This window comes from Janthinobacterium sp. AD80 (assembly GCF_002878455.1).
GTDB lineage: Bacteria > Pseudomonadota > Gammaproteobacteria > Burkholderiales > Burkholderiaceae_D > Janthinobacterium.
Map to the genome: position 1 here is coordinate 1 of NZ_NRDQ01000145.1, position 11,230 is coordinate 11,230.

12 protein-coding genes and 1 pseudogene are annotated in these 11,230 nt (G+C 61.3%); 10 read left to right on the forward strand and 3 right to left on the reverse strand.

Translation table 11 applies throughout. The features are described from left to right. Positions 1 to 443: 443 nt before the first annotated feature. A complete protein-coding gene (locus JaAD80_RS22960) occupies positions 444 to 1,220 on the reverse strand; it encodes an enoyl-CoA hydratase (protein ID WP_102297834.1) in 777 nt (258 codons plus the stop codon). A 173-nt stretch (positions 1,221 to 1,393) separates the two neighbouring features. Between JaAD80_RS22960 and JaAD80_RS22965 the strand changes: the two genes are divergently transcribed. Together JaAD80_RS22965 and JaAD80_RS22970 are read left to right on the forward strand one after the other, a co-directional pair. After that, positions 1,394 to 2,602 carry an MFS transporter gene (locus tag JaAD80_RS22965; RefSeq protein WP_102297836.1) on the forward strand — a complete coding sequence of 403 codons (1,209 nt, stop codon included), beginning with the start codon at positions 1,394 to 1,396 and terminating at the stop codon, positions 2,600 to 2,602. A gap of 135 nt (positions 2,603 to 2,737) precedes the next feature. Continuing rightward, positions 2,738 to 3,175, forward strand: a complete 438-nt coding sequence (locus JaAD80_RS22970) for a universal stress protein (protein ID WP_102297838.1) — start codon at positions 2,738 to 2,740, stop codon at positions 3,173 to 3,175. A 34-nt stretch (positions 3,176 to 3,209) separates the two neighbouring features. Here JaAD80_RS22970 and JaAD80_RS22975 read toward each other — a convergent pair whose 3' ends face one another. Then, entirely contained in the window at positions 3,210 to 4,403 is a 1,194-nt protein-coding gene (locus tag JaAD80_RS22975; protein ID WP_308410639.1) for a murein transglycosylase A, read from the reverse strand. A gap of 109 nt (positions 4,404 to 4,512) precedes the next feature. Here JaAD80_RS22975 and JaAD80_RS31630 point away from each other — a divergent pair, with 109 nt between their 5' ends. Beyond that, complete coding sequence (locus tag JaAD80_RS31630) at positions 4,513 to 4,647, forward strand: hypothetical protein (RefSeq protein ID WP_258003136.1); 135 nt, start codon at positions 4,513 to 4,515, stop codon at positions 4,645 to 4,647. A 24-nt stretch (positions 4,648 to 4,671) separates the two neighbouring features. On the opposite strand, the gene apaG is transcribed toward JaAD80_RS31630, so the two are convergent. Further along, positions 4,672 to 5,046, reverse strand: a complete 375-nt coding sequence (gene apaG, locus JaAD80_RS22980) for a Co2+/Mg2+ efflux protein ApaG (RefSeq protein ID WP_092804098.1) — start codon at positions 5,044 to 5,046, stop codon at positions 4,672 to 4,674. Between the two features lie 167 nt (positions 5,047 to 5,213). Here apaG and rpe point away from each other — a divergent pair, with 167 nt between their 5' ends. The 7 genes and pseudogenes from rpe to JaAD80_RS23015 form a co-directional block, all read left to right on the forward strand. After that, positions 5,214 to 5,888, forward strand: coding sequence for a ribulose-phosphate 3-epimerase (gene rpe / locus JaAD80_RS22985; protein WP_102297840.1), 675 nt, complete (start codon positions 5,214 to 5,216; stop codon positions 5,886 to 5,888). Positions 5,889 to 5,899: 11 nt separating this feature from the next. Further along, on the forward strand, positions 5,900 to 6,592 hold the full coding sequence (locus JaAD80_RS22990) for a phosphoglycolate phosphatase (protein ID WP_102297854.1): 693 nt from the start codon (positions 5,900 to 5,902) through the stop codon (positions 6,590 to 6,592). Between the two features lie 269 nt (positions 6,593 to 6,861). After that, entirely contained in the window at positions 6,862 to 8,358 is a 1,497-nt protein-coding gene (gene trpE, locus JaAD80_RS22995; protein ID WP_102297842.1) for an anthranilate synthase component I, read from the forward strand. 1 nt (position 8,359) lies between these two features. Next, positions 8,360 to 8,923, forward strand: coding sequence for an aminodeoxychorismate/anthranilate synthase component II (locus tag JaAD80_RS23000; protein WP_035824429.1), 564 nt, complete (start codon positions 8,360 to 8,362; stop codon positions 8,921 to 8,923). Between the two features lie 65 nt (positions 8,924 to 8,988). Next, positions 8,989 to 10,032 (forward strand): anthranilate phosphoribosyltransferase, encoded by a 1,044-nt coding sequence (gene trpD, locus JaAD80_RS23005; protein WP_102297844.1) that lies wholly within the window; start codon positions 8,989 to 8,991, stop codon positions 10,030 to 10,032. Positions 10,033 to 10,073: 41 nt separating this feature from the next. After that, positions 10,074 to 10,874, forward strand: a complete 801-nt coding sequence (trpC, locus tag JaAD80_RS23010) for an indole-3-glycerol phosphate synthase TrpC (RefSeq protein WP_102297847.1) — start codon at positions 10,074 to 10,076, stop codon at positions 10,872 to 10,874. Between the two features lie 20 nt (positions 10,875 to 10,894). Next, positions 10,895 to 11,230: pseudogene (locus JaAD80_RS23015) on the forward strand (hypothetical protein); the annotation flags it as partial.

Genomic DNA, 11,230 nt, shown 5'->3' on the forward strand with positions numbered 1-11,230 from the left:
CTTGCATGTGTAAGGCATGCCGCCAGCGTTCAATCTGAGCCAGGATCAAACTCTTCAGTTTAATCTCTGTTACTTTGCCATTTTATTGGCACCGTCATTGCTGACGGGTCGCTCACTCAAAAAACTGACAGGCTACTTCCGAAGAAGTATCCTATTTCATTATTTCTTGTGAACATTTGATATTTTAAGTTAGACGCCAATCCGAAGATTGACGCTGCACTTACATCAAATGCCCACACTTATCGACTGTTAATTGTTAAAGAACTGTATTCGGTACTGCTTATTTACTACTCTCGCGCTATCGACAAAGCGTTGTGTTTGTCAGCTGCGAAGAAGGAAGAGTATGAAGCGTTTGCAGCATTTCGTCAACCTTCTTTTTCTCCCCGTTTTTACTCTGCAACACCATGTTTTGTGTGCGTCGTTTTGCGAGGAGGCGAATCATATCAAAGACCGTCGAAGTTTGGCAAGCGCTTTTCCAGGAAAGCGTGCATGCCTTCTTTTTGCGCAGGCGTGCCGAAGGCAGCCTGGAACAGACGGCGCTCGTAAGCGACCCCGTCGGTCAAGGTGGTTTCAAACGCGCGGTTGACGCAATCCTTGATCATCATGGCTACCGAGGTCGGCATGGCGGCGATGGTCTTGGCGGCGGCCAGGGTTTCTTCCAGCAATTTATCCGCCGGCACCACGCGCGACACGAGGCCGATGCGCTCCGCTTCGGCAGCATCGATGGTGCGCGCCGTCAACAACAGATCCATGGCCTTGGCCTTGCCGATGGCACGCGGCAAGCGCTGCGTGCCGCCTGCGCCTGGTGTGACACCCACCTTGATTTCCGGCTGGCCAAATTTGGCGCTGTCGGCGGCGATCAGGAAATCGCACATCATGGCCAATTCGCAGCCACCACCGAGCGCATAGCCCGCCACCGCGCCCACCACGGGTTTGCGCACGCGCAGGATATGTTCCCAGTTGCGGCTGATATAGCCCTGGGTAAAGGTGTCCGGATAAGTATAGTCAGCCATGGCGGCGATATCGGCACCGGCGGCAAAGGCTTTTTCGCTGCCCGTGAGCACGATGCAGCCGATATGCTCGTCGGCGTCGAACTTCAGCAGCGCGTCGCCCAGCTCATTCATCATGTTGTCGTTCAAGGCATTCAGCGCCTTCGGGCGGTTCAGGCGGATGACCGCCACTTTGTCGTGGATATCGATGATCAAGTCTTCGTATTGCATAGTGTCTCCTCTGGATGAACGGGTGCAACGATTGTAGCGGCTAACGGCAACGGCGCGGCAGGCGCGCTGCTATTATTGTGTGCCTGATCCTTTTCTCATCGAGCGGCAAAATTTCCTCTCCACTTATTCAATCCCTGACCAGGCGTCTGCGCGGCGACGGCAGCGTCGCCAGCATGAATTTCCGCCGCCTGTGGTTCAGCAATGGCCTCAATTGCTTCGGCGCCCAGATCACCTCGCTGGCCTTGCCACTGTGCGCGGTGCTCTTGCTGCATGCGACGCCGGAGCAGATGGGCCTGCTCGTCGCCTTGCAGGCGCTGCCGTTTGCCCTCTTCGGCTTGCCCGTCGGCGTGTTGCTGGACCGGCGCAGCAAGCACCCGATCATGCTGTTCAGTGAAACCATGTCCGGCCTGGCCCTGGCCAGCGTGGCCGTCGCTTACTGGTGCGGCGTCCTGTCGATGCCGTGGCTATATATAGTAGGGTTCATCATCGGCACCGGCTTCGTCGTCGGTGGCGGCGCCGAACAAGTCTTTTTGACCTTCCTCGTGGGTCGCGACGGCTTGATCGATGCCCAGTCGAAATTTGCCGCCACCGAATCGGCCTCGCGCCTGATCGGCCCCGGCCTGGCCGGCGTGCTGGTGCAACTGCTGTCGGCGCCCGTCGCCATCCTGTGCACGGCCTGCGGCTATGTGATTTCCGTATTCAATCTGCGCGCCATGAGCGTGCGCGATCCGCGTCCCGCACCGTCAAGCAAGCACGCCTTGCGCGACATCGCCGATGGCTTGCTGTTCGTCTGGCACGAGCCGCTGCTGCGCGCGCTGGCCTGGGGCGCCGGCATCTGGCACTTTTTGTTCTACGCCAGCATGGCTCTGGCGGTACTGTTCGCCACCCACGACCTGGGCATGAGCCCCGGCGTGCTGGGCATGACGCAAATGCTGGGCGGCGCCGGCGTCCTGCTCAGCGCTTTCATTGTCAAGCCGTTGACCAGGCGCTATGGCACGGGCCGTACCATCCTCATCGGCCTGGCCTCCACGTCCGTGTGTTTTGCCCTGACGCCGACGATTCCCGCCGCGCTGTTCGGCAGCGCGACCGCCACCGCCGTGGCCTATGCCATATTGATGTTCTTTTTCGATTGCGGTGTGATGCTGTTCTTTATACCCTACCTGGGCTTGCGCCAGAAGGTCACGCCCGATGCCATGCTGGGGCGCATGACGTCAACCATGCGTTTCCTGACGGTGGCGACGGCGCCGCTGGGCGCGCTGGCGGCTGGCTGGGTGGCGGAACATTTTGGCGTGCGCAATGGACTGGCCTGCATCGCGGCCGGCAGCCTCCTGCTGACCATCGCCATGGTGTGGGGCACGCCGCTACGTAGCGTGCGCACCTGAAGCAATGAACAGGCATACACTGCTAAAGATTGCCTTGGCGACACTATTCACGGCAAAGCCTGATCGATTTGATTTACATCAAGGAATTAATTGACGTAAATCCATAAGCTGTTTACATCACTTGAGGAGCACGCCATGTTTAACACCATCTTATTTCCCACCGACGGTTCGCCGTTGTCCGACAAAGCCGCCGAAACCGCCCTCGCCTTTGCCCAATTGAACAAGGCCAAGCTGGTCGCCATCAGCGTGGTACAGCCATTCCCGTTCTCGCCCATGGCCGATGGCGGCATCGTGCTCGACGCCGGCCTGTATGAACAGCAGATGCGGGAAGCATCGCAGCGCGCGATCGACAAGATCGGCGAAGCGGCGCGTGCCGTTGGCGTGCCATTCGAAGGCGTGGTCGCCGTCTCGCCCAGCCCGCACGAAGAAATCGTCAATGCGGCGCAGACTTACCAGTGTGACATCATCCTGATGGCCTCGCATGGACGCAAGGGCTTGAACAAGTTGTTCGTGGGCAGCGAAACGCAAAAAGTGCTGGGCCACACTCACCTGCCAGTGATGGTCCTGCGCTAAGCGACACCACGGACTGCCCAGCGCCGCAAGAAACTCAGCGCGCTGGCGCCTGTTTCGGCAGCAACACCCACACGGCGCCGCTCTGCTTCATGCGGCCCGCGTTCTCCGCCGCTTCGGCCCCAAAACCAAAGAAATAGTCGACACGGATGGGCCCGCGAATGGCGCCGCCCGTATCCTGCGCCATCACCAGGCGCTGCATGGGGATATCGCTATTGGCTTGCGTGGTAGCCAGGAACACGGGCGCACCAAGCGGCAGGTAGCGCGAATCGATGGCCACCGAACGCTGCGGCGTCAGCGGCACGCCCAGCGCCCCCTTCGGCCCGACTTTCGGATCTGGCAAGCGCTCTTCCTTGAAAAACACATAGCTGGGGTTGGCATTGAACAACTCATCCTTGCGCGTCGGGTGGCCGGCGATCCACGCCTTGATGCCTTGCGCGGATGCCTGGCTCATCGTCAGCTCGCCCTTGTCGACCAGGTAGCGGCCGATGGATTTATACGGGTGGCCATTCTGGTCGGCATAGGCCACGCGCACGGTTTCCTGCGTATCCGTCAGCTGCACCCGGCCGGAACCTTGCACCTGCAAAAAGAACGCTTCCACTTCGTCGTCGACCCACAGCAATTCCCTACCCGTAACGGAGGTGGCGCGCTCGATGTCGGCGCGCGTGGCGTACGGCACCACCTTCTTGCCGACCAGCTTGCCCCGCAAACGCATATTCTTCAGTTCCGGATACACGCCGGACAAGTCCACCGAGACGAGGTCGTCGGGTACCTTGTACAGCGGCGTCTGATACGGACCACCGCGCTTGCGCGCGCCGTGCAGCAGCGGCTCGTAGTAGCCCGTCACCAGGCCGGTACTGGCGCCATCGGCGGTGATGACTTGATTGGGCACAAAGAATGTCTCGAAAAACAGGCGGATGGCCTTGTCGCTGTCGGCATTCACCTGGCGCGCGATGGTGCACGACTCCTTCCAGTCCGGGCGCTTGACCAGCACGCCGCACGACGCCATGAAGGCGGGCCAGGCGGCGCGCATGTCGTCGCGTGCCCAGCCCGGCAAGGCGGCAAACTTGGCGGGCACGAAGGTGGGGGCTGCCGCTGCATCAATCGTGTCCTTGGCGTCCTTGACGCCGGCCGCTTTGGCCGGCACGGGCCTGACAACGGTCGGGGCAATCGCTGGCGCCTTGCCGGTGACAGCGACCGGTTCCGACTGCGGCGTGGTACAGGCGGACAACGCAAGCGCGACGGCGCCGATTGAAACGGGTAGACTACCGCGTGTCAACAGACGGCGGGTAAATACTAAGCTGCGGGTAAATAACATAGGGGTGCGTATGTGGATCTTGATGATAGAGGCGCTGGTGGCGTTCTTCTTGCTGGCATTTATAGTCTGGTGGACCATGTATTCGGGCAAGAAGCCCACGCCGCCGGCGCGCAAGCAGCTCGATGACGAGCAGGACACCACCGAAAAACTGAAATAAGCGGCGCGCGGCCGCTGCGTTTGCTCAATGCAGGGTGCGCGGCACGGACAGCACGAATTCGGGAATCAACGCTTCGAACTGGTGGCCATCCTCGGCCACGCAGAAATATTCGCCGCGCATCGAGCCTTGCGGCGTGCCCAGCATGGTGCCGCTCGTGTATTCAAATTGTTCGCCCGGCTGCAGCAGCGGCTGATGGCCAACAGCGCCCAGGCCGCGCACTTCTTCCACCTTGTTGTTCGCATCCGTGATAACCCAGTGGCGCGAAATCAGCTGCGCGCCAACGGTGCCCGTGTTGACGACGCGGATCGTGTAGCTGAACACGTGCCGCCCCTGGTCCGGTGCCGATTGCTCGGGCAGGTATTGCGTCTTGACCGTTACCGTAAATTCATAAGTCGCCATCGTCATTCCTATTCAGACATTGCCAGTCAATATATTGTGTCGCGCGTGCCCGATTAGCCACGGCGCGCCGCGTATTCTGTGTTTCAGCGTGCGTCAACGCGGCATGGTAGCGGCGTCAAGCGTAAAATAGCGCATCTTCGCATTTTCTATCCTTTGGCTACTTCACCATGACTACATTCCGTATCGCTCCCAGCATCCTGTCCGCCGACTTTGCCCGCCTGGGCGAGGAAGTGCGCAACGTCGTTACCGCCGGCGCCGACATCATCCACTTCGACGTGATGGATAACCACTATGTGCCGAACCTGACCATCGGCCCGCTGGTGTGCGAAGCGATCCGCCCGCACGTGCAAGTGCCCATCGACGTGCACCTGATGGTCAAGCCTGTCGATCGCATTATCCCGGATTTCGCCAAGGCTGGCGCGAACATCATCACCTTCCACCCGGAAGCGTCGGATCACGTCGACCGTTCGCTGCAGCTGATCCGCGACAATGGCTGCAAATCGGGCCTGGTATTCAACCCGGGCACGCCGCTGCATTACCTGGAACACGTGATGGACAAGATCGACATCATCCTGATCATGTCCGTCAACCCGGGCTTCGGCGGCCAGTCCTTCATCCCGCACGCGCTGAAGAAAATCGCCGAAGCGCGCCGCATGATCGATGAATCGGGCCGTGACATCATGCTGGAAGTCGACGGCGGCATCAAGATCGACAACATCGCCGCCGCCGCGGCCGCCGGCGCCGACACCTTTGTCGCCGGCTCGGCCATCTTCGGCAAGCCCGACTACAAAGCCGTCATCGACGCCATGCGCGCCGAACTGGCCAAAGTAGCGGGCGCCTGATGCAAGCGGGCATGGTGAAAGATCACGTACTGGCCGGCGTGCGCGCCGCCATCATCGACCTCGATGGCACGATGCTCGACACCGTGCCCGATTTCCATGTCGCCATCAACGGCATGCGCGCCGAATTCGAACTCGCGCCCATCAGCGCAGATGCCATCAAGCTGATGGTGGGCAAAGGCTCGGAAAACCTGATCCGCACGGTACTGGCGCTCGACTTCGATGCGGCCGGCGTGGAACAGCGTTTTGATGCGGCGATGGATGCCTACCAGCGTCACTACCTGGCCATCAATGGCCAGTTCAGCACCCTCTACCCGGACGTGGAAGCGGGACTGGCGGCGATGAAGGCGGCGGGCTTGCGCCTGGCCTGCGTCACCAACAAGCCGATCGCTTTCGCCCTGCCCCTGCTGAAACAGAAAAATCTCGATGGTTATTTCGAGATCGTCTACGGCGGCGATTCGCTGCCGAGGAAAAAACCGGACCCGCTGCCGCTGCTGCAAGTGTGCGCGGACTTCGACCTGCCGCCCGCCAAAGTGGTGGCCATCGGCGACTCGTCGAACGACGCGCAAGCGGCCAGGGCTGCGGCATGCCCCGTACTGACGGTACCGTATGGCTACAATCACGGACACTCTATACACGATACCGATTCCGATGGTATAGTAAAGACGCTGCTCGAAGCAGCCCGTTTTATTAGCATGCAAAACTAACCGGCATACTGACCAAACCCAACACCATATCGTGAACACGTTTCTCATCAAAAAACACAATGTCACCCAAACCGGCTCGATTGAGGCCTGGCTTTGGCGACGCTGGCAATCCTGGCAGGCTTAAGGGCCGAGCCGTTACGATTGCTGCCGGTTGCACACGCGTCCTTTGCGCATTTTGCGCAAGTTCCCTGTACCGGCAAGTTTTTTGATAACCCACCGCAGGGTTTGTGCACTATGCACACGCATACCCTGACGGCATGGAGAGAAACATGACCGAACTCGAATTCAAATCGCTGGCCCAGCAGGGCTACAACCGCATTCCCCTGATCGCGGAAGCGTTCGCCGACCTGGAAACCCCGCTCACCCTGTACCTGAAACTGGCCCAGGCCCAACAAGGTGGCAAGAACACCTTTCTGCTCGAATCCGTCGTCGGCGGCGAACGCTTCGGCCGCTATTCCTTCATCGGCTTGCCTGCCACGACCGTGTTGCGCAGCTATGGCAAGCGCACCGAAATCGTCAAGAACGGCGTCGTGATCGAAGAGCACGAAGGCAATCCGCTCGACTTCATCGAACAGTTCCAGTCGCGCTTCAAGGTCGCCCTGCGCCCCGGCATGCCGCGCTTCTGCGGCGGCCTGGCCGGCTACTTCGGCTACGACACCGTGCGCCACATCGAGAAAAAACTGGCCGGCGGCGCGCCGAAAGATGACTTGAAGCTGCCCGACATCCAGCTGATGGTGACGGAAGAACTGGCCGTCATCGACAACCTGTCCGGCAAACTGTATCTGATCGTCTATGCCGACACCACGCAGCCCGAATCGTTTTCGAAAGCGCAGCAGCGCCTGAAGGACTTGCGCATGATGCTGCGCCGCGGTGTCGATGCGCCCGTCACCAGCGCTTCCGTGCGCACGGAAACCATCCGCGACTTTTCCAAGGAAGAGTACCTGAAGGCCGTCGCCAAGGCGCATGAATACGTGATGGCGGGCGACCTGATGCAGGTGCAGATCGGCCAGCGCATCCGTAAACCGTATGTCGATTCGCCGCTGACCCTGTACCGCGCCTTGCGTTCGCTCAATCCGTCGCCGTATATGTACTTCTATAATTTCGGCGACATGCAGATCATCGGCGCCTCGCCCGAGATTTTGGTGCGCAACGAAAGCACGGCCGATGGCGGCAAGAAAGTCACCTTGCGCCCTATCGCCGGCACCCGTCCGCGCGGCGCCACGCCAGAGCGCGATGCCGAATTGTCGGCCGAACTGCTGGCCGATCCGAAAGAGATCGCCGAGCACGTGATGCTGATCGACCTGGCGCGTAACGACATCGGCCGCATTGCCGAAACGGGCAGCGTGCACGTCACCGACCGCATGGTCATCGAAAAATACTCGCATGTGCAGCACATCGTTTCGAACGTGGAAGGCACCCTCAAGAAGGGCCTGTCGAACCTGGACGTGCTGCGCGCCACATTCCCGGCCGGCACCCTGACGGGCGCGCCGAAAGTGCGCGCCATGGAAGTGATCGACGAACTGGAAATCACCAAGCGCGGCATCTACGGCGGCGCCTGCGGTTACCTGTCGTTTGGCGGCGAAATGGATGTGGCGATCGCCATCCGCACGGGCGTAGTCAAGGACGGCATGCTGTACGTGCAGGCCGCGGCCGGCATCGTGGCCGACTCCATCCCCGAAATGGAATGGCAGGAAACCGAAAACAAGGCGCGCGCCGTGCTGCGCGCCGCCGAACAAGTGCAAGATGGCCTGGATGGAGGGTTTTAAGATGCTGCTCATGATCGACAACTACGACTCCTTCACCTATAACATCGTGCAGTATTTCGGCGAACTGGGCGAAGACGTGCGGGTCTACCGCAATGATGAAATCACGATCGAACAGATCGAGGCGCTGAACCCGGACCGCATCTGCATCTCGCCCGGTCCTAAAGCGCCGGCACAGGCGGGCATTTCGGTGGAAGTGCTCAAGCACTTCGCCGGCAAGAAGCCGATACTCGGCGTGTGCCTGGGCCACCAGGCCATCGGCGAGGCGTTTGGCGGCAAGGTCATCCGCGCCAAGCAAGTCATGCATGGCAAGACTTCCCTCATCGCGCATACGGGCGTGGGTGTCTTCAAGGACATTCCCAGCCCCTTCACAGTGATCCGCTACCACTCTTTGGCGATCGAACGCGCCTCGCTGCCTTCCTGCCTGGAAGTGACGGCGTGGACGGACGACGGCGAAATCATGGGCGTGCGCCACCGGGAATACGATATCGAGGGCGTGCAGTTCCACCCCGAATCGATCCTCTCGGAGCACGGACACGCCTTGCTGAAGAACTTTCTCGAGCGCTGATTTTCCGCGCACGCCGCGGCGTGCCATCAGTGTCCTCCTGCGCCATCATTGAAGAAGGAAGCATCATGCCGATCACCCCACAAGAAGCCCTGCTGCGCTGTATCGAACACCGCGAAATCTTTCACGACGAAATGCTGTACCTGTTCCGCCAGATCATGTCCGGCGAAATGTCGCCCACCATGATCGCCGCGCTGACCGTGGGTTTGCGCGTGAAAAAGGAAACCATCGGCGAAATCGCCGCCGCCGCGCAAGTGATGCGCGAGTTTTCCACCAAGGTGCCCATGGCCGACACCACCAACCTGCTCGACATCGTCGGCACGGGCGGCGACGGCGCGCACACGTTTAACATTTCCACCGCCTCGATGTTCGTGGCGGCCGCGGCCGGCGCGCGCGTGGCCAAGCATGGCGGGCGCAGCGTCTCGTCCTCGTCCGGCAGCGCCGACGTGCTGGACTCCCTGGGCGTCAACATCAACCTGCAGCCCGAGCAGATCGCCCAGTCGATCGCGCAAACAGGCATCGGCTTCATGTATGCGCCCAACCACCACGCGGCCATGAAGCATGCGGCGCCCGTGCGCAAGGAGCTGGGCGTGCGCACGATTTTCAATATCCTCGGTCCGCTGACCAATCCTGCCGGCGCGCCGAATATTCTGATGGGCGTGTTCCACGCCGACCTGGTCGGCATCCAGGTGCGCGTGCTGCAGCGCCTGGGCGCGCAGCACGCCATCGTCGTGTATGGCCGCGACAATATGGATGAAGTATCGCTGGGCGCCTCTACCCTCGTGGGCGAGCTGGTCAACGGCGAGATCCGCGAATACGAAATCCACCCGGAAGATTTCGGTTTGCAGATGATCGCCAGCCGCAACCTGAAGGTGGCCGATGCCGTCGAATCGAAAGCCAAGATGATGGAAGCGCTGCGCGGCGAACCCGGCGCGGCCAGCGATATCGTCGCCCTGAACGCGGGCACGGCGCTGTACGCGGCCGGCGTGGCCAGCTCGATCGAGGATGGCCTGGCGCGCGCGCGCACGGCCGTCAGCTCGGGCGCCGCGCTGGCGAAACTCGCGCAATTCGTGCAGGTCACGCAACAGCTGGGCACACCAAAGCAAGCGTAGTCTCCGCCCCCTCCCTTATAGAATAGAAAATAGCGACCATCATGTCCGACATACTCGACAAAATCCTGGCCGTGAAAGCCGACGAAGTGGCGAAGGCGAAAGCCCACCGCAGCCTGGCCAGCCTGCGCGGCGACGTGGAAGGCGATAGCGAACTGCGCGCCGGCCTGCGCGGCTTTGAAGCAAGCCTGCGCCAGCACATCGCCGCAGGCAAGCCCGGCATCATCGCCGAAGTGAAAAAAGCGTCGCCATCGAAAGGCGTGATCCGCGCCGACTTCCGTCCCGCCGACATCGCCGCCAGCTATGCCCTGCACGGCGCCGCCTGCCTGTCCGTGCTGACGGACGAACAGTTCTTTCAGGGCTCCGTGGAGTATCTGCGGCAGGCGCGCGCCGCCTGCGCCATCCCCGTGCTGCGCAAGGACTTCATGGTCGACATGTACCAGATCTATGAAGCGCGCGCCATGGGCGCCGACTGCATCCTGCTGATCGTCGCGGCGCTCGACCATGGGCTGATGGCGGAGATGGAAGCGTGCGCCCACGAACTGGGCATGGGCGTGCTGATCGAAAGCCACGATGGCGAGGAACTGACGGCGGCCTTGAAACTCAAGAGCGCGCTGATCGGCATCAACAACCGCAACCTGCGCACTTTCGAAACCTCGCTGGACACGACCCTCGGCCTGCTGCCGCGCATCCCGCCAGACCGATTGGTCATCACGGAATCGGGCATCCACACCACGGCCGACGTGCAGCGCATGCGCGACGCGCACATCCACAGCTTCCTCGTGGGCGAAGCCTTCATGCGCGCGCCAGACCCCGGCGTGGAGCTGCAACGCCTGTTCAGCTAGAAAGTGGTAGTCTGGCGGTCATGAGACAGCTCCTGACCGTCCTTGCCGTCACCGCGCTGCTGGCAGCATGCCAGAAAGCGCCGGAACCGCGCGCGCAGGCACCCGCCAGTATCCCGGCAGTGCCGCTGGCGCCCAAGGCCATCGCCCCCGCTGCCAGCATCGACGCCTACAAATTGCGGGTGGCGCAGCAGATCATGGCGGCCAACAGCGATTACACCTTCAGCGGCCGCCTGCCTCCGATGCTGCCCGCCATCGTCGTGCTGGACCTCAGCGTCGAACGCGATGGCGTCCTGAAAAGCGTGCGCGTGCACCGCTCGCGCGACAGCGTGGCGTCGCAGGCGGCGCTGGCCGCCGTG

Excerpts from the sequence above, each read along its gene's own strand:
- JaAD80_RS22960 (WP_102297834.1), bottom strand. The coding sequence starts at position 1,220 with ATGCAATACGAAGACTTGATCATCGATATCCACGACAAAGTGGCGGTC.
- JaAD80_RS22965 (WP_102297836.1), top strand. The coding sequence starts at position 1,394 with ATGAATTTCCGCCGCCTGTGGTTCAGCAATGGCCTCAATTGCTTCGGC.
- JaAD80_RS22970 (WP_102297838.1), top strand. The coding sequence starts at position 2,738 with ATGTTTAACACCATCTTATTTCCCACCGACGGTTCGCCGTTGTCCGAC.
- JaAD80_RS31630 (WP_258003136.1), top strand. The coding sequence starts at position 4,513 with ATGATAGAGGCGCTGGTGGCGTTCTTCTTGCTGGCATTTATAGTCTGG.
- apaG (WP_092804098.1), bottom strand. The coding sequence starts at position 5,046 with ATGGCGACTTATGAATTTACGGTAACGGTCAAGACGCAATACCTGCCC.
- rpe (WP_102297840.1), top strand. The coding sequence starts at position 5,214 with ATGACTACATTCCGTATCGCTCCCAGCATCCTGTCCGCCGACTTTGCC.
- JaAD80_RS22990 (WP_102297854.1), top strand. The coding sequence starts at position 5,900 with ATGGTGAAAGATCACGTACTGGCCGGCGTGCGCGCCGCCATCATCGAC.
- trpE (WP_102297842.1), top strand. The coding sequence starts at position 6,862 with ATGACCGAACTCGAATTCAAATCGCTGGCCCAGCAGGGCTACAACCGC.
- JaAD80_RS23000 (WP_035824429.1), top strand. The coding sequence starts at position 8,360 with ATGCTGCTCATGATCGACAACTACGACTCCTTCACCTATAACATCGTG.
- trpD (WP_102297844.1), top strand. The coding sequence starts at position 8,989 with ATGCCGATCACCCCACAAGAAGCCCTGCTGCGCTGTATCGAACACCGC.
- trpC (WP_102297847.1), top strand. The coding sequence starts at position 10,074 with ATGTCCGACATACTCGACAAAATCCTGGCCGTGAAAGCCGACGAAGTG.